Origin of the sequence: Cohnella faecalis (assembly GCF_003570905.1) — a bacterium.
Taxonomy (GTDB): domain Bacteria; phylum Bacillota; class Bacilli; order Paenibacillales; family Paenibacillaceae; genus Cohnella; species Cohnella faecalis.
Genome location: NZ_QXJM01000040.1, coordinates 279720 through 304784, shown reverse-complemented (window position 1 = coordinate 304784; position 25065 = coordinate 279720). Strand labels below are relative to the sequence as shown.

At 48.7% G+C, this 25065-nt stretch carries 24 protein-coding genes and 1 riboswitch; of the genes, 18 read left to right on the top strand and 6 right to left on the bottom strand.

The genetic code is table 11. The annotated features are described in order from the left end of the window. The first annotated feature begins 128 nt into the window (after positions 1-128). The 11 genes from D3H35_RS22800 (at position 129) to D3H35_RS22755 (ending at position 13429) form a co-directional block, all read left to right on the top strand. Entirely contained in the window at positions 129-2777 is a 2649-nt protein-coding gene (locus tag D3H35_RS22800; RefSeq protein ID WP_158594232.1) for an ATP-binding protein, read from the top strand. Continuing rightward, complete coding sequence (locus D3H35_RS22795; protein WP_158594231.1) at positions 2774-5194, top strand: histidine kinase; 2421 nt, start codon at positions 2774-2776, stop codon at positions 5192-5194. Before D3H35_RS22800 ends, D3H35_RS22795 begins: the two co-directional genes overlap by 4 nt. 24 nt (positions 5195-5218) lie before the next feature. Further along, positions 5219-5863 carry a response regulator gene (locus D3H35_RS22790; RefSeq protein WP_119151481.1) on the top strand — a complete coding sequence of 215 codons (645 nt, stop codon included), beginning with the start codon at positions 5219-5221 and terminating at the stop codon, positions 5861-5863. Positions 5864-6014: 151 nt separating this feature from the next. After that, complete coding sequence (locus D3H35_RS22785; protein ID WP_119151480.1) at positions 6015-7646, top strand: catalase; 1632 nt, start codon at positions 6015-6017, stop codon at positions 7644-7646. A gap of 146 nt (positions 7647-7792) precedes the next feature. Further along, positions 7793-8674, top strand: coding sequence for an AraC family transcriptional regulator (locus D3H35_RS22780; protein WP_119151479.1), 882 nt, complete (start codon positions 7793-7795; stop codon positions 8672-8674). 209 nt (positions 8675-8883) lie between these two features. Beyond that, the gene (locus D3H35_RS22775) at positions 8884-10269 is read left to right on the top strand and encodes an LLM class flavin-dependent oxidoreductase (RefSeq protein WP_233568102.1); all 1386 of its coding nucleotides are present in this window, start codon (positions 8884-8886) and stop codon (positions 10267-10269) included. 238 nt (positions 10270-10507) lie between these two features. Then, a complete protein-coding gene (locus D3H35_RS22770) occupies positions 10508-10990 on the top strand; it encodes a DUF2975 domain-containing protein (protein ID WP_119151478.1) in 483 nt (160 codons plus the stop codon). Positions 10991-11000: 10 nt separating this feature from the next. Next, positions 11001-11225, top strand: coding sequence for a helix-turn-helix domain-containing protein (locus D3H35_RS22765; protein WP_119151921.1), 225 nt, complete (start codon positions 11001-11003; stop codon positions 11223-11225). Further along, positions 11222-12013: a DUF817 domain-containing protein gene (locus tag D3H35_RS22760; RefSeq protein ID WP_119151477.1), complete on the top strand. Its 792-nt coding sequence runs from the start codon at positions 11222-11224 to the stop codon at positions 12011-12013. The genes D3H35_RS22765 and D3H35_RS22760 overlap by 4 nt, the downstream gene beginning before the upstream one ends. A gap of 115 nt (positions 12014-12128) precedes the next feature. Next, a riboswitch (ZMP/ZTP riboswitch) is annotated at positions 12129-12208 on the top strand. Between the two features lie 55 nt (positions 12209-12263). Beyond that, the gene (locus D3H35_RS35390) at positions 12264-12653 is read left to right on the top strand and encodes a hypothetical protein (RefSeq protein ID WP_233568101.1); all 390 of its coding nucleotides are present in this window, start codon (positions 12264-12266) and stop codon (positions 12651-12653) included. Then, complete coding sequence (locus D3H35_RS22755) at positions 12587-13429, top strand: phosphoribosylaminoimidazolecarboxamide formyltransferase (RefSeq protein WP_233568100.1); 843 nt, start codon at positions 12587-12589, stop codon at positions 13427-13429. The genes D3H35_RS35390 and D3H35_RS22755 overlap by 67 nt, the downstream gene beginning before the upstream one ends. 28 nt (positions 13430-13457) lie before the next feature. On the opposite strand, the gene D3H35_RS22750 is transcribed toward D3H35_RS22755, so the two are convergent. Then, positions 13458-14138 carry an HAD family hydrolase gene (locus D3H35_RS22750; protein WP_119151476.1) on the bottom strand — a complete coding sequence of 227 codons (681 nt, stop codon included), beginning with the start codon at positions 14136-14138 and terminating at the stop codon, positions 13458-13460. Between the two features lie 101 nt (positions 14139-14239). Between D3H35_RS22750 and D3H35_RS22745 the strand changes: the two genes are divergently transcribed. The 5 genes from D3H35_RS22745 (at position 14240) to D3H35_RS22725 (ending at position 18709) form a co-directional block, all read left to right on the top strand. Beyond that, entirely contained in the window at positions 14240-15091 is an 852-nt protein-coding gene (locus D3H35_RS22745; protein ID WP_119151475.1) for a P-loop NTPase family protein, read from the top strand. A gap of 112 nt (positions 15092-15203) precedes the next feature. Further along, a complete protein-coding gene (locus D3H35_RS22740; RefSeq protein ID WP_119151474.1) occupies positions 15204-15566 on the top strand; it encodes a BlaI/MecI/CopY family transcriptional regulator in 363 nt (120 codons plus the stop codon). Positions 15567-15568: 2 nt separating this feature from the next. Beyond that, on the top strand, positions 15569-17521 hold the full coding sequence (locus tag D3H35_RS22735) for a M56 family metallopeptidase (protein ID WP_158594230.1): 1953 nt from the start codon (positions 15569-15571) through the stop codon (positions 17519-17521). Between the two features lie 20 nt (positions 17522-17541). Further along, positions 17542-18081, top strand: coding sequence for a hypothetical protein (locus D3H35_RS22730; protein WP_119151472.1), 540 nt, complete (start codon positions 17542-17544; stop codon positions 18079-18081). A 91-nt stretch (positions 18082-18172) separates the two neighbouring features. Then, the gene (locus D3H35_RS22725; RefSeq protein ID WP_325050134.1) at positions 18173-18709 is read left to right on the top strand and encodes an AAA family ATPase; all 537 of its coding nucleotides are present in this window, start codon (positions 18173-18175) and stop codon (positions 18707-18709) included. A gap of 1227 nt (positions 18710-19936) precedes the next feature. On the opposite strand, the gene D3H35_RS22720 is transcribed toward D3H35_RS22725, so the two are convergent. The 4 genes from D3H35_RS22720 to D3H35_RS22705 all read right to left on the bottom strand — a co-directional run bounded on the left by D3H35_RS22720 (position 19937) and on the right by D3H35_RS22705 (position 23003). Continuing rightward, on the bottom strand, positions 19937-20755 hold the full coding sequence (locus D3H35_RS22720) for a YitT family protein (protein ID WP_119151471.1): 819 nt from the start codon (positions 20753-20755) through the stop codon (positions 19937-19939). Positions 20756-20824: 69 nt separating this feature from the next. Continuing rightward, entirely contained in the window at positions 20825-22048 is a 1224-nt protein-coding gene (locus tag D3H35_RS22715; RefSeq protein ID WP_119151470.1) for a cation:proton antiporter, read from the bottom strand. 4 nt (positions 22049-22052) lie between these two features. After that, on the bottom strand, positions 22053-22547 hold the full coding sequence (locus tag D3H35_RS22710; RefSeq protein ID WP_119151469.1) for a cation:proton antiporter regulatory subunit: 495 nt from the start codon (positions 22545-22547) through the stop codon (positions 22053-22055). A 102-nt stretch (positions 22548-22649) separates the two neighbouring features. Further along, complete coding sequence (locus D3H35_RS22705) at positions 22650-23003, bottom strand: hypothetical protein (protein WP_147355923.1); 354 nt, start codon at positions 23001-23003, stop codon at positions 22650-22652. 384 nt (positions 23004-23387) lie between these two features. Here D3H35_RS22705 and D3H35_RS22700 point away from each other — a divergent pair, with 384 nt between their 5' ends. Both D3H35_RS22700 and D3H35_RS22695 read left to right on the top strand, forming a co-directional pair. After that, entirely contained in the window at positions 23388-24014 is a 627-nt protein-coding gene (locus D3H35_RS22700; RefSeq protein ID WP_325050133.1) for a DinB family protein, read from the top strand. 87 nt (positions 24015-24101) lie between these two features. After that, positions 24102-24572: a GNAT family N-acetyltransferase gene (locus D3H35_RS22695; RefSeq protein ID WP_119151466.1), complete on the top strand. Its 471-nt coding sequence runs from the start codon at positions 24102-24104 to the stop codon at positions 24570-24572. Here D3H35_RS22695 and D3H35_RS22690 read toward each other — a convergent pair. Continuing rightward, the gene (locus D3H35_RS22690) at positions 24569-25054 is read right to left on the bottom strand and encodes an AraC family transcriptional regulator (protein ID WP_119151465.1); all 486 of its coding nucleotides are present in this window, start codon (positions 25052-25054) and stop codon (positions 24569-24571) included. The genes D3H35_RS22695 and D3H35_RS22690 overlap by 4 nt on opposite strands. Between the last annotated feature and the right edge of the window lie 11 nt (positions 25055-25065).

Here is a 25065-nt window from a genome sequence, read left to right as displayed (position 1 = left end):
CGGAACTTAGCTGCAGGGGAATCCCTTATATTTTAACCTAATATGGAGATCATATGTTTTTAGAAATATGAAACTTTGATATGATGATCAGTAAATTGTCCGTACTAGGCGAGGGGGTGGCGGGAATTATGCTGGAATTATCGGGGTTTCGGGTCGTCGAGACGCTCGGAAGCAACGAGGAAGTCAGTCTGTATCGCGTAACGCGCATAGAAGACGGACAGAGCTTCATCGTGAAGACGACCAGCGATTCCTATGCCGGCTCCGACACGACAGCCGCCTTCGAATACGAGTATGAACGGCTTCAGGAATTAAACGGCAGGGGAGCTCTTCTCCCCTATCGGCTGGAAGTTTCCGGAGATCGCCCCGTGCTGTTCCTGCGGGATCCAGGCGGAACGACGCTGGACCAAGTCATGCGCACGCGAAGGGTTTCTTTCAAGCTGCAGGAGCTTCTGGAAACGGCGATCGCCGCAGCGGATTGTCTTTGCCAAATCCATCATCAATATGTGACGCTGCACGAAATGACGCCTTTCTATTTGATGGTGAATGATAATCTTACAGAGGTCAAGGTGATCGATGTCCGTTCATCCAGGGTGGAAGGAGAACAACATCCGGTTTCCAGATCCCAAGGTAGGTCGGATTCCTTCCTTCCCTACTTGTCCCCGGAGCAGACGAGAAGAACAGGAATGATGCCGGACTACCGTACGGACTTTTATGCTCTAGGCGCGATCCTCTACGAATGGTTTGCCGGAAGCGTGCCTTTTCTTTCGCAGAATGCCATGAATCTGGTGTATCACCATTTGGCGGCTACTCCGGAGCCTGTATCGACCAGAAACAAATCGATTCCCAGGATGGTTTCGGATATTGTCTTAAAATGTTTGGAGAAGATGCCCGAAGCGAGGTATGCAAGCGCGTACGGCATTAAGTCGGACTTGGAAGAGTGTCTGGTTCAACTGCGGATATTCGGGAAAGTCCAGGCTTTTTCTCTTGCCAATCACGATATTTCGGAAAGATGGATCGTATCGGAAGGGCTCATAGGTCGACACGCCGAACAGCAAGCTTTGCTGCAAGCGCTGCAGCGGGTTTCCGAAGGAGCGCATGAGGTTATTTGGATTAGCGGAGAGGCCGGTATCGGGAAAACAGCCCTGGTGCGGGAAACGCTTCGCGGAGCTGTGCCTGCGGAAGGTTTTTTCATTGCCGGCAAATTCGAATCGACTTCTTACACGCGTCCTTATGAGATTTGGGCGCAAGCGATAGAGCAGATGGTTGCCCATCTTCTGATGGTGAATCCTTTGCAGGCGGAGCTGTGGAAATTAAGAATATTGGACGCGGCACAGGGCTGCGGACAGCTGCTTATCGATCTAGCTCCTCGTATGTCACTGTTGATCGGAGAGCAGCCGGTTGTGGAGAATCTTCCGCCGGCGGAAGCCCAAACCCGGTTCTATTCGGTGATGAATCGATTTTTTCAGCTATTTCTCGGTCAGGGGCAGCCATTCGTATTGTTCATGGACGATCTGCAAGGGGCGGATGAAGCGTCTATCCATTATCTGCGTCATTTGTTAATGGATGAGGCAACGAAGCATCTGCTCATCGTTGGCGCTTACCGGGAGCAAGAGCTTCTTCCGCTTCATCCGCTTAACGGGTTGATGAAACAGCTTGAGGAACAGGGTACGCCGATAAAGCAGATTCATCTTACCGCCTATGATCACGCGGCTTTGAGGATGATGTTAGGGCCCGTTATGCAAGGTGCGGCTGACAGAATCGACGAGTTGATTAGCGTTTTGCTTCAAAAAACAGAGGGAAATCCTTTAATCCTGCAGCAATTCCTGCAAGATTTATGGAGTCACAGGCTTGTGACCTTCGATGAACGAAGCAGAATATGGGAATGGGACGTTCAGCGGATTACGGAACGGAATGTACCCGATTATGTGGCGGAATCGATGGCGGACTCGCTCAAGCAATTGTCCGATCAAGCGGTTCATGTACTCAGCGCTGCGGCATTGCTAGGCAAGCAATTCGATCTATACACGCTTTCTGCCATTACAGGCCACACCAAAGATCAATTAATGGAGTTCATGCAAAGTGCTGTGGTCCAGCGGCTGCTGCAGCCGATTCACGGCATGCGAATGAACTATGCTTTCCAGCATGATCGGATACGGCAATCCGCTTATGAGACAGTTTCCGAGCAGGAGAGGACTCGACTGCATATGGAGATCGGGCTGCTTCTGGCACAGCGCATGAATGCGGGCGAAGGTATATCCGTATTCGAAGTTTTAAGCCATTTGAATCCAGCGGCGCAAGCGCTCGTTCTTCAAGGGAAAAGGCGGGAGCTGGCGGAGATGAATCTGCAAGCGGGTCTCGAGGCGAAGCGATCTGCGGATAGGGAAGCATCGCTTGTTTATTTGCGTCTGGCAACGCAGCTATTGGAAGAAGAAGGCTGGGACAGCTGCTATTCGTTAACCTTCCAAGCCTATCAGGAACGGGCGGAAGCGGAGTTTCTGTGCGCTAACTTTGCCGGAGCCCATGATTTATTTCATCTTATTCTGGAGAAAGCCGCGACGGATATTGCAAAAGCTCAGGCTTGTCTCATGTTGATCCGGATGGAAACGAATCGCGACCGGTTCCGTGAAGTGATCGCGTTATGCGTGAAGGCTTTGGGTTACCTTGGAATATCTTACCGCTTAAATACCCGTTCGTCCGATTTGCTGCGGCAATGGTTACGGGTACGATGGAAGCTCCGCAAGATTGCCGTGGAATCCTTCGAAGAATATCCCCAATGACGGACGAACGGCTTCGAGCGGCGATGTCTGTTCTGGATTATGCGAGCCATGCCAGTTTCGTGCTGGATAAGAACGGATGGTTCTCCTCCATTCTAATGATGCTGGAGCTGACGATAACATATGGCATGACGCCGGAAGCCTCTGTCGGTTTCGTCGGCTATGCCATGGTGTTGAACTTTAAGCTTCATCGGCAGGAAGCAGCATATCGGTGGGGGAAACTCGCTTGCAAGGTGTCCAAGCCGAATTCGAGGCTGCACGCATTGGCTGTGACATCCTTCTCGGTGTGCTATGACAGCTGGAGACGGTATGAGCCGGACTTTTTGCCGATATCCGCAGATTATGTAAGCAAGTCGGCTTTGCAATCCGGCGATCTGTGGAGCGCCAACCAAAGCATGCTGGTCAATTGCGCGCTGCTTTTTCAATTCAGCCATCCGCTCAAAGACATTTATCGCAGGCTCCTGGATTATTTTCCTCATTTGCAACGCAACAACAATATCCTGCATGGGAAGCAGGCGGCTGTTCTAGCCCGTATGATTCTGGATCTGACGGGCTATCAAGAGGCGGATGATCCTTATGCCGAAATCGACATTCAATCGAAGTCGTTCGTCGAGGAGGTGCCCGGCGACGACGACCATTTTCTCCAGGAGTCCGTCTATATTTATCAATATGTAACCGGTTATTTCTTCGGTCAATATGAGAAAGCCTATTTTGCGCTTGAAGGATGCATGCGGCTCGCCGAATCGCGCTCGGAGCCGTTGCTGGATTCATCCAGCCATGACTACTATCGGGTGTTGGTTCTGAAGGAAAGATACGCTGCAAGGACTAAGCGGGAGCAAGCAGAGGATTGGCTTCATATTCGTCGGTGCTTGAAAAGACTGAAGACCATGGCGCGCCGCTCTCCTGAACACTGCTTGCACAAGTACTTGCTGGCCAAGGCGGAAGCGGCGTCGCTGAGACATCAAGATCGTCAGGCGGAGACTTTGTACGAGCAAGCATGGGATACGGCTCGCGCCAATGGATATTTTCATGACGCAGGAGCGGCCGCGGAGTGCTATGCCAAGCATGGAATCGCCAGGGGAAAGACTCGGCTTGCAAAGCTCTATATGAATGAAGCTTATGAGTCGTACCGGAAGTGGGGAGCGCTTGCCAAAACAGCGGATATGGAGACGAAGTACGGCCATTTGCTGAATCTTAAGCGGGAAACGGAAACCGATATGGAGCGAATCGATTATCTCTCCGTCGTCATGTCCGCGCAAGCGTTATCCGGTGAAATGGAAATGGACAAGCTGCTGCGGATGCTTATGCGGATCATGTTGCAGAATGCAGGGGCGGAGTACGGCGCGCTGATTTTCGAGGATGATGATGGATGGAAGGTCGAGGCTTACGGAACGTCGGAGGAGCTTAGCATCCAATCGATTCCGCTGGAACAGGCCCAACATCTGGTTCCCGCAGCTATTATCAGTTATACGGCAAGAACGAATGAAGAAGTGGTGCTGCACGATGCTGCTGCCAGCGGCTTGTTTGAACGGAATGATTACATCAAGCACAAGGAACTCAAATCTGTGCTTTGCCTGCCGATTATGAATCAGAACAAGTTGATTTGCCTTCTATATTTGGAAAACAATTTGTCGTCGGGGGTATTTACGGAGAAGCGGCTGGACGTACTGAAGCTGCTTAGCTCCCAATGCGCGATTTCCATAGCCAATGCCAAGCTGTATTCGGGTATCCAATTTCTGAAGAGCAGCTTGGAGGATCAAGTAGCGGAACGAACGAGCGCGCTGGAAAAATCTATGCAAGCTACCTCGGAAGCGTTGGCGGAAACGACGGTCTATGCGGAACGCACCCGGATCGCGCAGGAGATTCACGATATTGTCGGACACACCCTCACCTCTACCATTCTTCAGATCGAAGCGGGAAGACGGCTTTTGCATAAAGACATGGACAGTGCGGTCGTGCGGCTGAAGGAAGCTCAAGATCTTGTCCGGCACAGCTTGAGCGAGATCCGCAATTCCGTTCATATGCTGAAGGAGGACAAGTATTACGATATCGAAGCGTCTCTGCGGCAGCTTATTCAAGACACGGAGCGAAACGCGGGAGTTGTCGTACACGCGTCGATCGAACCTGTTCCGCTCATGTCTTTCATGCACAAGAAGGTCATCTATCACGCCTTGCAGGAAGGATTAACGAATGGCATCCGGCATGGCAACAGCAACGAATTTTATTTTCGCTTGGAGGATGATGGATCGCAGGTGCAATTTAGCCTCGCCGACAACGGAAGAGGCGCGAGCCGCATTGCCATGGGATTTGGGCTTAACATGATGAGAGATCGCGTGCAACAATTGAGAGGTACGCTTCAGATAGATTCCGAGCCGAACAAAGGAAGCTTGCTTCGCATCCAATTACCCCATTACACCTAAGAAATGAGAGGCAGGGTTCCATATATGATCACCATTGTTATAGCGGACGATCAGATGCTGACGAGAGAAGGTTTAAAGACCATTCTGGATTTGGAGGACGATATCGAAGTCGTCGGCATCGCCCGCAACGGCGCGGAAGCATGCGAGCTTGCTGCGAGGCTTCATCCGACTCTCGTGATCATGGACGTTCAGATGCCGGAGATGGACGGCCTTACCGCATTGAAGCAGATCAAGCAAACCATTCCGGAAACATTCGTCCTCATTCTGTCTACGTTTCTTGATGACAACTATATCGTGGACGGCATGGCGAACGGAGCGAGCGGCTATTTGCTGAAGGATATGGACGTGGATAAAATGATCGCGGCGATCCGCGATACCGTGTCCGGCCAGTTTATCCTGCCTTCGGCTGTAGCTGCCAAGCTCGCGACTCGCATGACGCAGATGGCGTTGGACCGTCCTTCGGCAGCAGCCAATCATCAAAGCGTCCAATTGACCGATCGGGAAAAGGAATTGGCCGAGCTCGTTATGAAAGGGTACAGCAATAGGGAAATTGCAGCCGCGATGTACATTTCCGAGGGTACCGTCCGCAATTATATCAGCAATCTCTATGGCAAACTGGAAGTTATGGATCGCGTGCAGGCGATCGTGCGTTTGCAGACCTTCATGTGAATGGAAAAAGACATACGGCTGTTCATAGGCAAAGAAGGCACCCGTCCGGGTGCCTTTTGCACTTCCCACGAGGAATTTTTCAACCCCGCGACTGCATTAGATTCCCAAACCTGGGTAGTCTAAATATGAAAAATTTGGAGGTGGCAAATTTATGACTGAGAAAAACCCAAATGACGTACATCGTGAAACATTGACGACGCGTCAGGGCCACCCTGTAACCGATAATCAGAACATCAGAACCGTCGGTAATCGGGGACCGGCTACACTTGAGAATTATCATTTTATCGAAAAAATTTCTCATTTCGACCGGGAAGAAGTTCCGGAGCGAGTGGTCCATGCTCGTGGGGCGGGGGCGTTCGGGTATTTTGAAGCCTATGGGAAGGTTGGGAACGAGCCTGTAGAGAAATATACACGGGCGAAAGTATTTTCCGGGGCCGGAAAGCGGACGCCGTTAATGGTCAGGTTCTCTACCGTAGCAGGGGCGAAGGATTCACCGGAGACTGCAAGAGATCCACGCGGCTTTGCTGTAAAAATGTATACGGAGGACGGTAACTGGGATCTGGTAGGGAACAACCTGAAAATTTTCTTTATCCGCGATGCGATGAAATTTCCCGATATGATCCATGCCTTTAAGGCGGATCCGGTTTCGAATGTACCTAATCCACAGCGGATGTTTGACTTTGTTTCCCGTACGCCTGAGGCAACCCATATGATTACATTCTTGTTCTCCCCCTGGGGGATTCCTGCAACATACCGCTATATGCAGGGGTCCGGCGTAAACACCTATAAGTGGGTAAATGACAAAGGTGATGCGGTGTTGGTAAAGTATCACTGGGAACCGAAGCAAGGGATCCGCAATTTGCTCCAAGAAGATGCTGACATGATACAAGCGAAAAACGTTGGGCATGCGACACAAGATTTATATGAGGCCATTGGGCGAGGGGATTTTCCGGAGTGGGAGCTTTTTGTACAAATCATGGAGGACGATTACCATCCGGAACTCGATTTTGATCCGCTTGATGATACGAAGCTTTGGCCGGAAGATAAGTTTCCTTGGCGGCCGGTCGGTCGAATGGTTCTTGATCGCAATCCGGTGGATTTCCATGCGGAGATTGAGCAGGCCGCTTTCGGTACAGGAGTTCTTGTCGATGGAATGGACTTCTCCGACGATAAAATGCTACAGGGCCGCACCTTCTCTTACTCCGACACGCAGCGCTATCGTGTTGGTGCCAACTATCTTAAATTGCCTGTGAATGCGCCGAAAGCGCCAGTTCGTTCGAACCAGGATCGGGGCCAAATGGATATCCGCGACCCGAAGGAGTCTGGAGAAAGTCCGCATATTAATTATGAACCGTCCCTGATCGGCGGCTTTGAGGAAGCAAGTAAAGAAAATCGTCCCCCGCACCAACCTTCTTATAACGCGGCGGTGATGAGCGCGCCTATCGATCGCCCGAACAATTATGGCCAAGCGGGTGAGACGTACCGTAAATTAGATGACTGGGAGCGCGAGGAGTTGATCAAAAATCTGTCCGAAGCGCTTGCGGTATGTGATAAACGCATTCAAGAGGCCATGATCGGACACTTCACGCAAGCCGATGAAGAATATGGTCGCCGTGTGAAGGAAGGCATCGAGAAGAAAACCAAAGAAATCGAACAAATGAAAACGGAGTACACAGCTCCAGGCCGTGATGCGGGTATCTCGAAATATGGCCAAGGCTCGTTAGATGCGAATCAAGCCGTAAAAGACTCGGTGAAAAAAAGCCGCGCAACGGATGGTTATTAATATCAGTCTATGTTCACGATAGAAGGTTACCCTATTGATGAGTAAGGAGCATCAACAGGGTGACCTTTTTGATAAATTCCGTATATAAAATATCGAGCGAATAATAAATTTTGCCAATAAAATGTATTTATAAAGGAGGGAAATGAATGTTACAACAACTCAATCATTTAATGGACTACATTGAAACACATTTGACGGAAGAAATCTCTGGAAAGGATATATCTAGAATTGTAGGACTATCTGATTATCATTTTAAAAGAATGTTTTCGTATATGGCTGGAATGTCATTGAGCGAGTATATCAAGAATAGGAGACTATCCGTTGCAAATGTTGAATTAATTAACGGAGCAAGAGTGACGGATATTGCCTATAAATATGGTTTTCAATCGATAGAAGGATTTTCAAGAGCCTTTCGTGAATGGAGTGGTTTTTTACCTTCGGAAGTAACTAAAAACAAAATTCAAAAATCATTTCCCAAATTTTTATTTTTCATAGATATAAGAGGAGGAATATCAATGGAATTCAAAATCGAGAAGAAAGAGAAGTTTAATATCGTAGGTGTATCGAAAAGAGTGCCCATTCAATTCGAAGGTGTAAATCATGCTATCTTGGAACTAGCCCAGTCCATTACCGAACAGCAAAGAAATGAAATGCATCAATTAGCTGATTTATATCCTCATCAAGTCTTGAATGTATCTTATGAATTTGATGAAGGTTTCTTAGAAGAAAAAGGAAACTTGACTCATATGATTGGATTTGCAACTACAAAAGAAAATACATTCGATGATTTAGAACAACTTTCTATTGAAGAAAGCTTATGGGCCATTTTCCCTAATCAAGGACCATTTCCTGTTACGCTTCAAGAAACTACCGCCAAAATTTATTCGGAGTGGTTGCCTTCTTCAGGTTATGAAGCAGCAGATATACCTGGGATTTCTTTTACAAAGCACAATGGTACTTCGGAAAATGTATATAGTGAAATTTGGATGCCAGTAAGAAAAAAGATTGAGATAAATTCAGCTGATTAATTACGATCTATTGGAGCGATTGGATTTCGTATAGCGAGAATCCGATCGCGATGGGGGAAGAGGGAAAGGCGTAAGGCCGCATCGGAAGCGGGTTGGAGGGCTGTGACAGGTTGCCGGGAGGCGAACTGTTGCGGCCCTTTTCTCGACATTAATTCACCTCGTTATTGATATTGATTATCATTATTAATATAATGGTAAATGGAGGAAGAATGACTATCAATGGAAGGGGAATCGAGATGACGAGCAACACCGAACGACAGCTTCACCTGAACTTATTTATCATGAGCACCGGTCACCACGAGGCGTCGTGGAGACACCCGGACGCTCGGCCGGAAGCAGCGACCGATTTTCAATATTACCGCGATCTGGCCCGGACCGCCGAGAGGGGCAAGATGGACTCGGTCTTCATCGCCGCGAAGTATCGCCTGGCTAATACGATCGAGAATCGCGTCATTCCTCAGTTGGAAGCGATAACGCTGCTGTCCGCGCTGGCGGCTGCGACGGAACGAATCGGATTGACGGGGACGGCTTCGACGACGTACAACGAGCCTTATACGTTGGCGCGCCAGTTCGCATCGCTCGATCACATCAGCGGAGGCCGCGCGGGATGGAATATCGTCACGTCGACGGGCGACGCTACCGCGCACAATTTTAGCCGGGATCGCCATCCCGAGCATCAGGAACGCTACGACCAAGGCCGGGAGTTCGTGGAGATCGCAAAGCGGCTATGGGACGGCTGGGCCGAAGACGCGCTCGTCATCGACAAGGCATCCGGCGTCTACGCGAACCGCTCGCGAATTCTGCCGGCGGATTATGAGGGCCGATATTTCTCCGTCAAAGGACCGCTTAATCTCCCCCGCTCTCCCCAGACGTACCCGGTGCTTGTGCAAGCGGGCTCGTCCGAGGAAGGCCGACAATTCGCCGCGGAGCTGGCCGAGGTCATCTTCACGGCGCAGTCTACGATGGCAAATTCGCTGGCTTTCTGCGAGGACATGAGAAGGCGCTTGAAGGCGTTCGGTCGTCCATCCGAAAGCTTGAAGCTGTTGCCGGGCTTTGTGCCGATCATCGGCGACACGGAGCAGGACGCGAAGCGCAAGGAGCGGGAGCTGAACGAATTGTCGGTCTCTGCGTACGGCTTGCGTACGATGTCCGACCTGCTGCAGATCGACTTGTCCCTCTATCCGATCGACGGCCTCGTGCCCTTGAAGGATTTGCCGGACATTAGCGAAATCCGGGGATTGAAGTCGCGCTTCCAGCTGTTGACCGATCTGGCGCGCCGGGAGAGTCTGACGATCCGCGAATTGATTATCCGCACCGCCGGCGGCCGAGGCCACTACACCTTCGCGGGCACGCCTTCGCAGATTGCGGACGAGTTGCAACGGTGGCTGCGAGAGGGTGCGGCGGACGGCTTCAACTTAATGCCTCCTCTGCTGCCGGGCGGTCTGGACGACTTCGTGGACAAGGTTGTGCCCGAATTGCAGAGCCGCGGCATCTATCGTACGGAGTACACCGGCCGAACGTTGCGGGAGCATCTTGGCTTGCCGTTGCCGACCGGCCGGCAGATGGCGGAAGTCGCGCCAACGGCGCGGCCTTAAGCGATGCGGCTGCGGTACAGCATGTAGATGAAGAGAGGAGCGCGACTCCGGCGGTGACCGCGCCCTTCACAAGCAAAAAGACTTTTTATGCAACGATCTTTCCCCGGCATTCCACTGGGGGAGATCGTTTTTTTTATGCAAAACAATCTTTATGAATTGTGTAACAATTAAAATATATTGTAAAACGATAAATTTTGTAATAATATCAAATTGATCAAAACGAAGCGGGGTGCATTTTATGGAACGGGGAACAACACTTTTTCTGAAGGTATCTATTTTTCTTATTGGAATTCCGATTTTTGCTTTGTGCCTATTTCTGGTGCCTGAGATAGGGAATTATGCAGTGGAATTGTATCCGGATGCTGCTTATTTGAAATATCTCGTCTTCATTGATTTCTATGCAGCGGCGATACCTTTTTACTTTGCTCTGTATCAAGCCTTTAAGCTTTTAAGCTATATTGACAAGAACAAAGCTTTCTCGGAGTTGTCTGTAAGAGCATTAAAGGATATAAAATACTGTGCAATCACAGTCAGTACCTTTTATGCATTAGGCCTGCCGCTCTTTTATCTCATAGCCGAGGCAGAGGATGCTCCAGGTATCATAGTGATCGGACTGGTCATCATTTTTACTTCCATAGTAATTGCAGTTTTTGCTGCCGTTCTTCAAAAGCTATTAAAAAATGCCATAGATATAAAATCAGAAAACGACTTAACGGTCTGAGGTGATCATTATGGCCATGATAATCCATATCGATGTGATGCTGGCTAAAAGGAAAATGAGCGTCACGGAGCTTTCGGAGAGGGTTGGAATAACGATGGCTAACCTTTCTATATTGAAAAATGGAAAGGCAAAAGCAATTAGGCTTTCGACTTTAGAGGCAATTTGCAAAGCATTAGAATGCCAGCCTGGGGATATTTTAGAATACGTAAATTTAGATGGTGAGAAGAAATCATGAAGGCGGCATTGAGGCAGTTCATCCGCTTTGGTTGGGAGCAAGCCTTGTCTTGTCTGTTTCCCGTTGTTATTTTCGCTTCGTTGGCCGTAACGCAGCTTATCCAGATTCCTTGGCTTCCGAGGTATGACTTGCTGTTGCTCATTTGCCTCGCCATGCAAGGGTGGATGGTTCATTCCGGTCTTGAAACTCGCGATGAAGTTAAGGTTATTACGATGTTTCACTTGATAGGCCTGGCACTTGAGCTGTTCAAGGTGCATATGGGGTCATGGTCGTACCCCGAGGAGGGGTACTCGAAGGTGTTCGGCGTTCCGTTATACAGCGGATTCATGTATGCGAGCGTTGCGAGTTATCTTTGCCAAGCGTGGCGGCGGTTGAAGGTCGAGCTTATTAAATGGCCGCCGTTCTCGGTGGTGGTACCGCTTGCTGCTATGATTTATTTAAACTTTTTCTCCCACCATTATTGGATCGATGCTCGTTGGTGGCTGTCGGCGCTTGTGCTTCTCGTATTTTGGCGGACATGGGTTACGTATGAGGTCGGTGGAACACGGTATCGGATGCCGCTGGCGCTTTCTTTCGTTCTGATCGGACTTTTTATCTGGATAGCGGAAAATGTCGCCACTTTCTTCGGAGCCTGGGAATATCCGGATCAGTCCGTATCGTGGAGGATCGTCCATTTTGGCAAGGTGAGCTCATGGCTGCTGCTTGTGATTGTTAGCTTTTTGATTGTAGCGACCTTAAAGCTGGTGAAGGATCGGCAAGCCCCAGTCCAATTGGGGATAATGGGGTAACAATACCTAAAAAGATAAGAGCGGCTGCAAAAGTTGAGTGAAAAGGATTTAGTACAAGTTGTGGGCCTACTTGTGCTTGATTTATATGAATTTTCGGAATACAATATAGTAAATATTTGGTATGTGCAACTGGCGTAAGCGTGGATAACCACGAGGGAGCACATATTCATAACGCCGTACGCCTGGGCAAAGTATTTGATGAGTTTAATCAAATACTTTTTTTATTTTCCTTAGAGAGGATGTTGCCTATATGGCGGAAATTATGTTGCGTTATGGAATTAACCCTCATCAGGGAACTGCAAAACTATATTCGGAAAAAAAACTACCTGTAAAGATCCTTAACGGGGAACCAAGTTACACTAATATTTTAGATGCACTAAATTCCTTTCAGTTAGTAATGGAATTAAAAAAGAGTCTCGGGTTGCCTTCCGCTGCCTCATTTAAACATGTCAGCCCTGCTGGTGCGGCTGTTTATAATCCATTAAGTCCTGAATTGGCAAGGTCATATTTCGTTGAAGATTTGGAGTTATCCCCCTTGCAGTTGCATACGCACGCGCTAGAGGAGCCGATCGCATGTCCTCGTTCGGCGATTGTGCCGCTTTTAGCGATACTGTCGATATTAGCGTTGCCAATATGTTGAAAAGGGAAGTTTCAGACATGATTGTCGCACCTGGTTATGATGCTGCGGCATTAGAAATACTCCAGAAAAAAAAGCACGGTAAATATTTAATCATTGAAATTGACCCTGATTATAATCCTCCAGTTATTGAACGGAAAATGTTGTATGGGCTTGATTTGCAGCAAGAGCGAAATGAAATTGTAGTTACCGAAGAAATGTTGACGAACATCGTCACCGATAAAAAGGCCATTCCAGATTTGGCTAAAAGGGATCTCCTGCTTGCGATGATTACACTTAAATACACCCAATCCAATTCAGTATGTTTTGCTTTAGAGGGACAAGCAATAGGGATCGGAGCAGGACAGCAATCACGTATTCATTGCACAAGGATTGCTGGAGATAAGGCGGATAATTGGTTTTTACGACAACACCCATTAGCGCTTTCGATGAAATTTAAAGAAGGGGTAAGTCGAACGGAAAAAAATAATGCCATTGACTTATGGTTATATAACAACCCCTCCCCTTATGAAGAAGCACATTGGGCAACCTATTTTGACGAAACGCCTGTTCGGCTTACTCCCGACGAAAAAAAGGCATGGTTACAAGGTCTAAAACAGGTTTCCTACGCATCGGATGCCCTGTTACCCTTTAGGGATAATCTTGACCGCGCTAGCCAGAGTGGAGTCAAATATGTGGTTCAGACGGGAAGTTCATCAAATGATGTGGAAATTGTAAAAGGTGCAAATGAATACGGTATGGTAATGGCGTATTCAGGGGTTAGACTGTTCCATCATTAAGCAGACAGAGTTAAAGAAACGAGGGGGACTAAATATCCGTACAGCTAGATTTGTCCTCTAGTATCTGTCTAATAAACTGCTGAATGTTTGTAAAGATTAAATCCGGCGGAACTTCAAAATGGGAGCTTTGATATGTCGAGAGCCATTGAACACCGAAAGTACGAATTCCAGCTGCTTTTCCAGCTTTAATATCAGCGTTGCTGTCGCCGAGAAAAACAGCTTCGTTCTTGTCCGTTTCAAAGAAGTCCAGTGCTTTGAAGATCCCCTCCGGATGAGGCTTAGGACACTCTACATCATCCCCGGTGATAGCCAAATCAAAAAATCCCGAAAGCTGTAACGCTTCTGACGAGATGATAAAGGCCTTCTTGCTTTTTCCAGTAATGACACCGATCTTTATCTCATGTTGCTTAAGAAGACGGAGCATATCAATTATTTCGTAATTTTGTTGTAACTCGTCAAAATGTCCCTGCTTATAGATGTCGTAATAATCTTGAATAGCTTGTTTTATTTCTGAGATATTTTCCAAATTCGTTGCGATTATTTCATCTTCAGTCGGTCCGAACATTCCGACAAGTTGTTCCTCAGTAACAATTCGGTTGTCATACTTTTCAAACACTGCTTTAAACGCTTTAAACGATAGGGGTAATGTATCTGCCAGCGTGCCATCAAAGTCAAATAGTACTGTTTTAGTAGTCATATTAGTAGGCATAAAATCACTCGCTTTGCATCAGTGTTTCTCATAGTATACTATCATTTGTATAATTTTCATCGAAAGTCTAATATTTTACATAAGATAAGGGGTCGATCGTTATGAGACCGAAGCTAATCTTGATTGAGGGATTACCGGGGTTCGGGAAAACAACAACTGCTCAACTGGTTCAAGAAATCCTTGCGGAAATTAACATTAAATCTCAGCTGTTTTTAGAAGGAAATCTCGACCATCCTGCTGATTATGAAGGAGTCGCATACTTTAAGCAAAATGAATTCGATGAGCTGTTACGCACCCATGAAGTGTCTAGAGATTTGCTTAGTAATCATGCGATTAAACAAGGAAACGATTTCCTTTTGGAGTATCAAAAAATAAAAAGCGAATATGGGTCAGGTTTTCCAGACGATTTGCTTCGTGCAGTTGTCAAAAATGATGTTTATGAATTGCCTCTAAATCAACACAGGAGACTGATCGCAGACAGATGGAAAAGGTTTACGGCGAATGCTCTGAATGGGCCAGATACCTTTGTATTTGAATGCTGTTTTATACAGAACCCTGTAACTATGGCGATGATTAAATGCGGGGCAGAGGAGATCGTATTAAGCTACGTTATGGAACTCGCAACGATTGTAGAGCGACTGAATCCGTTGTTGATTTACGTAGAGCAGAGCGATCTTGACGGTTCTTTCAGAAAGGCGGTTAAGGATAGACCTAAAGAATGGTCAGAAAGCTTTATTAACTATTATACAAACCAAGGGTATGGAAAAGAGCGGGGCTACAGCGGGCTGGAAGGAACTCTTCAAGTTCTTAAGGCAAGAAAAAAGTTGGAAGAGGAAATATTTGTAGGAATGAAAATAGCCAAGAAAAAAGTGGACAACTCTTCGTATGACATAAATGATTATAAGCAAGTTTTATTGGGGATTTTATCGGAATATTTTATCTCCACAAACTAAAGAGTTGGCGTTTCGTTTGTGTCTGTCCGACAAGTTGACACCTCCGGTTTATAGTTATAAACTAAGACTGTGCCTGTGGGTTTATGATTATAAACCATCTATGGAGGAAGATATGAAAAACTTGAAGCTTTGTGAAAGCGATTATCGCTTTATGCTGGTAGTGTGGGAGAACGAGCCGTTAGCGTCGGGGCAGTTGGTAACGTTATGTTCAGAAAAACTCGGTTGGAAGAAGCCCACCACCTATACGGTGCTTCGAAAAATGTGTGAAAAAGGCCTTCTTAAAAACGAGGATACGATTGTGAGCTCCATTATACCCAAGGAGCAGGTACAAGCTTATGAGAGCGAGTATTTTATTGAGCGGACCTTCGAGGGCTCGTTGCCGCAGTTTCTCGTTTCGTTTTTCGGAAATAAGCCCCTTTCCAAGAAGGAAGCTGACGAGCTAAAGCGCTTGATTGACGAACACAAGGAGCGATGAGAATGGAAACGCTGTTTTTGAAGGTACTCAACATGAGCATCACGGCGGCTTATGTGATCCTTGCAGTGCTTCTCATCCGCTTGCTGCTGAAAAGAGCGCCGAAGAAATATTCGTATTTGTTGTGGGTTGTCGTTCTGTTCCGTCTTGTCTGCCCGACATCCTTCTCCTCGGAGCTTAGCATTTTTAACGCAAACCCCTTTGATATGACGACAGCGCAAAAAGACGGCGAAGTGGCGCTGAGCTATGTCCCTGCCGATGTCGGGTATATGGAATCCCCGAGGGTAACGGTGGGAATTCCGACCGTGAACGCCATTCTCAGCGACAGACTGCCCGCAGCTGTTCCGGCCGCCAGCGTCAATCCTCTGCAAATATGGATACTGCTGGGCACAATCCTGTGGTGTCTCGGCGTCGCCGCCCTGCTTATTTACAGCATTGTCACCTTCATCCGCCTGAGACGCCGCTTAGCCACAGCAGTCCGGCTGGACAACCATATTTTTGAGTCGGAAAACATTCGGTCACCCTTCGTTCTTGGCTTCATCAAACCCCGAATTTACATTCCCTTTGGCCTCGGCGAGCGGGAGCGCATGCACATCCTGCGGCATGAGGCGTATCATTTGAAAAGGAAGGACCACTTGATAAAGCCGATCGCGTTTCTGGTTCTCGCTTTTCATTGGTTTAATCCGCTTGTTTGGCTTGCCTTTGCGTCGATGGCGAAAGACATGGAGATGAGCTGCGATGAAAAAGTGCTATCGGAGATCGGTGCGGGCAAAACGAAAGAATACTGCACGTCGCTGCTCTCCTTTGCGGCGAATTACCGCTTTCCGTCAGCGGGCCCTCTTGCTTTTGGAGAGACGAGCGTCCGTGAGCGCGTGAAGAATGCTTTACGCTTTAAGGCGCCGAAAAAAGGGGTTGTCGCCTTCTCGGCCGTTGCTTGTATGATAGTTGTCGCCGCCTGTGCCGCGAACCCAACTGTCAATGAGATGCCGAAGGACACAGAGAAACTGTATGGCAGTTACAGCTTTGAAAAGCAGGTTTACATGAATCCACTTAGCTCCTTTATCGCCTTAGAGGGGCATAAGGAATATTACACATTGACTGAAAACTCGCTCATCATCACCGACGAAGCCGGCAATCAGCAAAAATTGGCGACTAACTACGAGCGGACAACGGTGGATAAGCAGGAGTTCAATAACAGCTTTATGATGAATAGTATCGGCGTTCCTGACATTGCCTCCTACAAAGAACGATATCAGTATGCATTGACCAATCCGTCCGCTTCGCCTGCTTACCGTCTCTATCTGCTGGATGATGAGATGTGGCTTGCGAAAATACGCAAGGACACCGCCAATATTCAAAAAAGCGAATATATCTGGAGTATTTATAAAGTTTCAAAGCTTGACGGGCGGGTGCCAGTGAAAGCCGCTATAGTCGGAACCCGGGACGGTGTCGATGCCTTTCTAGCTCTAAATAAGGACTTCAAATCGGGCTATGACACAGACACATGCTATAACATCACGCCGGCCTATATGAAAGAAAACTCCGAATACAGGATTTTCAAATATGACCAATCTTCCGCTTCATTCCTGTTGTATGAGGGCAACGTATACCCGCTTGGTGAATGGTTCGGCGGCTTTGGCGTGACAAGCATGGCACTTGCCGATATAGATCGCGATGGAAGGTCGGAATTGTATTTCACCTATTCATGGGGTTCCGGGCTTCATCGCTCTCATGCGGCTTATTTTAGTCCGGCTGCTAAACAAATAGTAACTCTTGAATACACGCATCTGAATGGAGATATGCTCCTTACAGATAATCATGACGGCAGCTTGTCCTTGTTTGCCGCAGCCATATCCAGTGTGGGCGGCTTTGTGAATTTTGAAATGGAGGGAACCGAATTTATTTCGGATATCGTTTATGCCAACGGTCAAATCTCAATAAACCGGGAGATAGTATAATTAAATGGGAGGGGTTATTGATGATATATTTTCTATGTCATTATTTTGATGAATTGACTGGCCCCTTTCGTAATTTATCCGATCTAGAACTAGCGGAAGCAGAACAAGTTCTCAACGAAATTCGGATTCGGAAGAAGGGATTTGCGAGTGAACGACCAATGAACTATCTGACGATTCGTCGAAGTCTCGAGCTTAAAGCAAGAGATTTGTTTATTATGAAGGGCGGAAAGCCTATTCGAAGTTACCCTCATTACATGACAGTTGGAGAATGTCCATGGCTCTTAGAGTGGTTTGAGAAGGGCAAGGAGCTTCATATACCCCTTACAAAATTTGATCCTAATACCGTGAGCTTTACCTATGGGGATTTGTTTCCAACGATGAGATACCAGGACGGGAAGAAGTATCGGGGGCAGGTATATACGTTAAATGAGATCTATCAGGTCATAAATGAATTCGGAATGCCGCAGGAGTGGAACCCTTCGGGCAATTATGGCCCGGAAAGGTACATAGAAGCACAGGTCTGGGACGATAAACCATTAACCGCATGGCTGTTCAATTAGAGATATGCGTGATTATAAAGTGAAGCTCTAGCTCCCGTTTGTCTAATTCTGCCTCTGCATGCTATTACCGATAGAAAGGAGATGGTAAATTGTGCTGAATGAAAAGGTTGTTATCGAAAATTTGGTGCAGCAAATGCGTACGAGCGCGGCTCCCGTCGTTGTGATGATGTGTGGCGTGGCAGGATCGGGTAAAACCACCTTTGCTCAGAAGCTGGAGAAAGAGGGATTTGTCCGGCTCTCGATAGATGAGGATATTTGGGCCACACACGGCCGTTTTGGAGTGGATTATCCGGAACAGAATTATGAGTCCTATAAAGAAGAATCGGAAATAAAGCTGCGTGGGGTGTTGGTGAATTTAGTCCAGACCAAACACCATGTCGTCATCGATTTCAGCTTTTGGCAGCGTCAAAGACGAAGCGACTACAAGCAACTGATCGAGCGGCATGGCGGTGTATGGGAGCTGATTCACTTAAAGGTTCAGCCGGAAGAATTGCGTCAGAGGCTTCTTATCCGGAGTGAACGTTTTGACGCTAATGCGGCGTTTCCGATCACCGAAGACACTCTAACCCGGTTTTTAAGCGGTTTTGAGACTCCTTCTGGAGAAGGGGAACTGGTGATCAGAGCATAGTTTTTAATTGCTGCGACGTTAGAGCTGGTGAAGGGACGGCAACCCCCTGAAACCTTCTCGATACCGTCATACTCAGTGATGGAGTTGCAAGTTTGATCACACTTCCGCCGAAAGTATGGTACCTCGTCCCACTGATGCGCACTTGATCACACTTTCCGCCGAAAGTATGGTACCTCGTCCCACTGATGCGCTCTCGATCACGCGTCCCGCCGAATGAATGGTACCTCGTCCCACTGATGCGCTCTCGATCACGCGTCCCGCCGAAAGTATGGTACCTCGTCCCACTGATGCGCTCTCGATCGCACTTCCCGCCGAAAGTAGGGTACCTCGTCCCACTGATGCGCTCTCGATCACGCGTCCCGCCGAAAGAATGGTACCTCGTCCCACTGTTGCGTTCTCAGCCGCACTTCTCGCCAAAAGTATGGTACCTCGTCCCACTGATGCGCTCTCGATCACGCATCCCGCCGAAAGAATGGTACCTCGTCCCACTGATGCGCTCTCTCGATCACGCATCTCGCCGACTGTATGGTACCTCGTCCCACTGTTGCGTTCTCAGCCGCACTTCTCGCCGAAAGTAGGGTACCTCGTCCCACTGATGCGCTCTCGATCACGCATCCCGCCGAAAGAATGGTACCTCGTCCCACTGATGCGCTCTCGATCACGCGTCCCGCCGAATGAATGGTACCTCGTCCCACTGATGCGCTCTCAGCCGCACTTCCCGCCGAAAGAATGGTACCTCGTCCCACTGATGCGCTCTCGATCACGCGTCTCGCCGACTGTATGGTACCTCGTCCCACTGATGCGCTCTCGATCACGCATCCCGCCGAAAGAATGGTACCTCGTCCCACTGTTGCGCTCTCAGCCGCACTTCCCGCCGAAAGAATGGTACCTCGTCCCACTGATGCGCTCTCGATCACGCGTCCCGCCGAAAGAATGGTACCTCGTCCCACTGTTGCGTTCTCGATCACGCGTCCCGCCGAAAGTATGGTACCTCGTCCCACTGATGCGCTCTCGATCACGCGTCCCGCCGAAAGAATGGTACCTCGTCCCACTGATGCGCTCTCGATCACGCGTCCCGCCGAAAGAATGGTACCTCGTCCCACTGATGCGCTCTCGATCGCACTTCCCGCCGAAAGAATGGTACCTCGTCCCACTGTTACGTCTTCGACTACACAATAAAGGGTTGTCCCTCTGGTCCTTGCAGACCTTTCGGGACAACCCCTTCGTTTATTGATTCACGGGAAGAACGGACAGCTCGCATTCCGGATCCAGCGCCCGGATATCACGAACGATATGCGAATGCTCCAAGCGGTGGACGTTGCAAAGCATCGACTTTCTCGCCCCTCCATCGTCGGGCTCGGATAACAAAATTGTAACTTCCTTGCCGAATTTGGAGCGCAGCGCCAGCCCGATCTCGTCGCTCCGCTCGGTCGTAATTCGCAGCGTTCTCGTCATGGGGAACCCGTTCAGCGCGACGACGGTCATCCGCCAAACGAACGCCAGCGCCAGAATAGAATGCATCGCAGCCTCCCAGCCGAACATAATTCCTCCCGCGAGCAGCAATATGCCGTTGATCGCCGCATGGTAAGAGCCGAATGCAGCGACGTATCGGGGCAGCGCGCGTTTCGCGGCTCCGGCCGCCACCGGATCGAGGAAGCCGCCGTACCGGAGGACGAGACCGAAGCCAATGCCGATTACGATTCCGCCGGCCGCGGCCGAAGCGAGAGACTGATCGATCAGCGCCGGCTTGGGATGAAGCGCAAAGGTGGCAACCGACCATACGAATATGCCTGCGGCTCCGAGCAGCCGGGTGTGCGGATGACGCTTCTGGTCGGACAGCAGCAACAGCAGCAAAGGCAAGTGAAGCAGGATCAGCAGCACTCCCAATCTCATGTCGGTCAAATAGGAGAACAGAACGGAAATCCCGGTCATCCCTCCGACCAGCAAATTATGCGGAACGAGAAACAGCTCCAGCCCTGCGGCGGCGGACAAAGAACCCGCGCTGACAAGTGTGAGTCGGACGGATAGGCGATTATTGAAGCTCATCGCGGTAATCCTCCTTTCCCGAACATCGGGTTATAAGTCTAACGGACTCCGATGGGGCATCAGGTTACCTTACCCTTCGCTTTGGTTTGCGACGCCGACTGATTTCTTCTCGAAACGGAACGCTTTATTCAACAGGCGATATAACAGCTTCGTCTCCTTGGTCAGCAATGGCCCCAATATAGCCAATATTAGAACGTACAGCGCGGCAAAAGGCTGGATAATCGTCATCAAGGCGCCCGCCTTGGCGAGATTGGCCATGATGATGGAAAATTCGCCGCGGGATACGATCGTAAAGCCGATATTGACGGAAGCCTTGTGCGACAAGCCCGCGCTTCTCCCCGCCAGCATGCCGGCCGTGAAATTGCCGATCAGCGTCACAATGACGGCGGCGATGGACAGCCATACCGCTCCTCCGAGAGTGGTCGGGTCGATCGTCAGCCCGAAGCTGAAGAAGAACACCGCTCCGAAGAAATCCCGGAACGGCAAAATCAGCTTTTCGATCCGCTTCATGTGCTCGGTTTCCGCCAGTACCAAACCGAGGAGCAGCGCCCCGATCGCTTCGGCGACGTGAATCGTCTCGGAGAAGCCGGAGACGAGAAACAGCCCGGAGAAGACGACAAGCGCGAACAGCTCGTTGGATCTGATATTCAGCAGCTTGTTCAGCAACGGCGCTGCTTTGCGGCCGAGCGTCAGCATCGCAAGCATAAAGACGAGCGCGATCAGCGCGGACAGCACCACACCGCCTACGGATGTCGATCCGCTCAGGACCAGACCGGACAGAATGGAAATATAAACGGCGAGGAAGACATCCTCGAACATGATGATGCCCAGAATCATCTCCGTCTCCGGATTGGCCGTACGCTTCAGATCGACGAGAACTTTGGCGACGATGGCGCTTGAAGAGATCGTCGTAATTCCGGCCACGACAAGCGTCTCCTGAAGCGGAAAGCCGCTCAGCCACCCGAACGCGAGACCCAACGTAAAATTGATCGCGATATAGATGGTTCCGCCGAACGCGATCGATCGTCCGGACTTAATCAGCCGGCCGACGGAAAACTCCAGTCCGAGATAGAAGAGCAGGAACAGTACGCCAAGCCTGCCCATAAAGTCGATCAAAGGAGCGCTTTCGATAAACCGGAAATCCAAATGCCACAGCTCGAAGGAGTGCGGACCGACGGCCATGCCGATCAGGATATAGAACGGAATGACGGAAAATCGTAATTTTGCCGACAGCAAACCAGCCATGGCAATCAGCGCGATCGCCAGGCCTATCTCAAGAACAATGTGATTCATACCATCAATCACATCCGTTCATGAGGATTTTTTTCAGTTCTTTGTGCTGCGGACGTTCACCGACTGCGACCAGCGTCGCTTCTGCGGACAGGACGATCTCCGGACCGGGATTGATATGCTTGGCATGATTCGCTTCAATGAGAGCGATTGCCGTCGCTCCCGTGTTTTTGCGAAGATCCAATTCACCTATCGTTTTTCCGACGCAGGCGTAGTGACTCTCAAGCTTATACCATTCGATGATCAGATCGTCCAGGGCGACCTCGATCGATTCGAGCATTCTGGGTTTATAAGTCATGCCGCCGATGATGGCTGCAACCATGCGGGCTTCGTCGTCATCGAGCGTGATCATGGACAGACTCATGTCCGGGTCGTCATGGTCGAAATGGTAGCACTCGCGGCGACCGTCTTCATGCACGATGACGACGAGTTGGTCTCCGCCGCGAGTTTTCATTTGAAATTTTTTGCCTATTCCGGGCAGATCGATTTCGCGTAGGTTCATTTTGAATATCCTCCCAAGGTGGCGGAACGGCCAATGCATTCCGATTTTTGAACAAACCAAACAAGCCTTCGCTCAATGGGCGAAAAGCTGCGACAGTTCGTATCAAACCGGGATGTAGGAGGTGGTGAATTTGAGAGGCATGAGCATTCGTTTTAGATTGTGGAGGAAAAATGAGGGGAGAAAGGCAAGCGGCGGCGCGGTCATGCGAAACAGAGGGTAGGAGAAAAAGCGGAATAGACTGGCTAATAGCGCGGAGATCCACAGCAGCTTGCCGGCAGGAGTCGGCGAAGTTCTCTTGGTCGCCTTCACGCTGTTCGGCATGTCATGAACGAGAGCGCTGCTGTTGGAAGTCGCAACGGGATCGCCGATCATCATGGTGGGCATGTTGAAGACGAAAAAAGCGCACAGAAGGAAAAAAAGAAAGGGCAAACGCTGAAACGCGCGAACGTGTCTCAATTCGTTTCCCCCCTTTTCCATGCCTTTTAGATATCATACCATATTCGAAACCGAAGGCTCAAACCGCAGCGGTATCCAATTCTTGCAACAGCCCCTGACGTCGGCTTCACCGATCCAGCGTTTCCATGGCGGTCTCCTCGCATAGCGAGATTTTTAACGAAAGAACCCTATAAACGATTGTCCCAACAACCAGGCGTGCCCTATAATTAGTGAGTGATCTTCCAAAGAAATACAGTCATTATCTTCAACGAAGGATTCGAACTACAAACCGGATAAGTCCGTAAAATGGAACTTGCAATTGGCGTATGGGAGCGATGGTAACCTATGAACCTGGAGCAGAGAAGGACGTGGAATGACAACCACAAACGATTGACAGGTATCATTTTGAAGCCGGACGAGCATGAAGAAGCCATTGATTTGTTTTTGAAGCAACACGCTTTATTATACTCCCGCGCAATGGACCACTCGGAATACCCGACCATGGAGGATGATCTTCTGGAAGGGATCAAAGAAGAGACTCTTCGCCAATACCCTGTCAATGCTCCGGACACGAGAAACTCTATTGTGTGGCATCTTTGGCACATCGCCAGAATTGAAGATATGACGATGAATGTTCTGGTAAACGGAAGCGACCAAATTTTCCATACAAATAATTGGTTCGATAAAATGAAAGTAAACGCCAGCCACTCCGGCAATGAAATGGAAACCGAAGAAGTAGCCGAATTAAGCTCGACGATGGACATTGAAGAGTTGCTCTTATATCGGCTTGCGGTTGGACGGCAAACCCGCGACATTATGAAGTCGCTGCGCCCGGGGCAGTTGAAAAACAAAGTCGAGTCCGCTCGCCTTCGCAAATTAACCGAACAAGGCGCAGTGAAGGATAAGGCTCAGTGGCTTATTGACTATTGGGGGAGCAAAACCGTTGCCGGATTAGTGCTAATGCCTGCTACAAGGCATAACTTCCTTCATTTGAATCGTTCCATGCGAATAAAGAACAAATATCAAAGGTAAGACAAGCGCAGAATCAGGAGCCGAACTGTTTCACTAGGGGCTGCCCTTGGTCCTGCAGAAAAGATGAGCAGAGAAAGGGGAGCCGAGATGAATGTCATTATTGAAAGGGCGCTTGTTTCTGATGCGGAACAAATTTTAACACTCCAAAAGCTTGCGTTCAGAAGCGAAGCCGAAAGTATTTCCAACTATGAGATCGAGCCGCTTGTTCAAACGATCGAAAATTTCAAAAGTCAGTTTGAAAGCCACATTGTGCTTAAAGCGATTAGCGATGGAACAATCATAGGTTCGGTTAGAGCCTATGTCAAAGATGGGACATGCTTTATTGGGAAGCTGATTGTACAACCTGAATATCAAGGCAGGGGTATTGGCAAATCACTGATGGAAGAGATTGAAAAAGCTTGCCCCGCTACGAGGTTTGAACTATTTACCGGCAGCAACAGCGAGAAAAATATTGGCTTGTACAATAGATTGGGATATCAAGTGTTTAAGAGGGAAGTAATCGGTCATTACTTGACCCTGGTTTTTTTAGAAAAAAGTTGTAAATCATTATCGCATTAAGTTTTTCTGGAGGCTAATCTTAAACCTGGAGTCCCTTTAATAGGTACACATATTTCGCAAAAATCGTTGTTAATCATTACACCCGTGTATCTCTCTATAATCGGTTTATTGTCAATTTGGTATCCGCTGTTTTGTAAGTATGCAAAAATTTCATTCCATGCTTTTTGAATATCCTCCTCTGTATGTTTGATTTTGCAAATAACATACGTTCCGCCAGAAAGTTCACTTTCGCAAATTGAATCATCAACGGGATAATCCTTTGAAATGACAATACATGCATCATACCTACATTTTTCCGGAAGTGTTGTTTCAGGGTTATCTTGCGGAACTCCGAGTATGATTGCCGATTCGGCAAGCAGATTGTTCCCCTTGGCCCATTGTTTTAACTTCTCCATAGCTTGAGTATTGTCAGGACCATAGGGACCAACTTGTCGCACATAGGCAATCCGATATTTAGGCAGAATTTCGATTGTAATATTCATAGTTTTTGTCC

Bases quoted from the DNA above. Each gene is read 5' to 3' on its own strand.
- D3H35_RS22735 (WP_158594230.1), top strand. From the start codon at position 15,569: ATGGAAACGCTGTTTTTGAAGGTACTCAACATGAGCATCACGGCGGCT.
- D3H35_RS22720 (WP_119151471.1), bottom strand. From the start codon at position 20,755: ATGAGCTTCAATAATCGCCTATCCGTCCGACTCACACTTGTCAGCGCG.
- D3H35_RS22760 (WP_119151477.1), top strand. From the start codon at position 11,222: ATGAAGGCGGCATTGAGGCAGTTCATCCGCTTTGGTTGGGAGCAAGCC.
- D3H35_RS22710 (WP_119151469.1), bottom strand. From the start codon at position 22,547: ATGAACCTACGCGAAATCGATCTGCCCGGAATAGGCAAAAAATTTCAA.
- D3H35_RS22695 (WP_119151466.1), top strand. From the start codon at position 24,102: ATGAATGTCATTATTGAAAGGGCGCTTGTTTCTGATGCGGAACAAATT.
- D3H35_RS22770 (WP_119151478.1), top strand. From the start codon at position 10,508: ATGGAACGGGGAACAACACTTTTTCTGAAGGTATCTATTTTTCTTATT.
- D3H35_RS22790 (WP_119151481.1), top strand. From the start codon at position 5,219: ATGATCACCATTGTTATAGCGGACGATCAGATGCTGACGAGAGAAGGT.
- D3H35_RS22745 (WP_119151475.1), top strand. From the start codon at position 14,240: ATGAGACCGAAGCTAATCTTGATTGAGGGATTACCGGGGTTCGGGAAA.
- D3H35_RS22750 (WP_119151476.1), bottom strand. From the start codon at position 14,138: ATGCCTACTAATATGACTACTAAAACAGTACTATTTGACTTTGATGGC.
- D3H35_RS22730 (WP_119151472.1), top strand. From the start codon at position 17,542: ATGATATATTTTCTATGTCATTATTTTGATGAATTGACTGGCCCCTTT.
- D3H35_RS22780 (WP_119151479.1), top strand. From the start codon at position 7,793: ATGTTACAACAACTCAATCATTTAATGGACTACATTGAAACACATTTG.
- D3H35_RS22755 (WP_233568100.1), top strand. From the start codon at position 12,587: ATGTCCTCGTTCGGCGATTGTGCCGCTTTTAGCGATACTGTCGATATT.
- D3H35_RS22740 (WP_119151474.1), top strand. From the start codon at position 15,204: ATGAAAAACTTGAAGCTTTGTGAAAGCGATTATCGCTTTATGCTGGTA.
- D3H35_RS22785 (WP_119151480.1), top strand. From the start codon at position 6,015: ATGACTGAGAAAAACCCAAATGACGTACATCGTGAAACATTGACGACG.
- D3H35_RS22775 (WP_233568102.1), top strand. From the start codon at position 8,884: ATGACTATCAATGGAAGGGGAATCGAGATGACGAGCAACACCGAACGA.
- D3H35_RS22800 (WP_158594232.1), top strand. From the start codon at position 129: ATGCTGGAATTATCGGGGTTTCGGGTCGTCGAGACGCTCGGAAGCAAC.
- D3H35_RS22795 (WP_158594231.1), top strand. From the start codon at position 2,774: ATGACGGACGAACGGCTTCGAGCGGCGATGTCTGTTCTGGATTATGCG.
- D3H35_RS22690 (WP_119151465.1), bottom strand. From the start codon at position 25,054: ATGAATATTACAATCGAAATTCTGCCTAAATATCGGATTGCCTATGTG.
- D3H35_RS22765 (WP_119151921.1), top strand. From the start codon at position 11,001: ATGGCCATGATAATCCATATCGATGTGATGCTGGCTAAAAGGAAAATG.
- D3H35_RS22715 (WP_119151470.1), bottom strand. From the start codon at position 22,048: ATGAATCACATTGTTCTTGAGATAGGCCTGGCGATCGCGCTGATTGCC.
- D3H35_RS35390 (WP_233568101.1), top strand. From the start codon at position 12,264: ATGGCGGAAATTATGTTGCGTTATGGAATTAACCCTCATCAGGGAACT.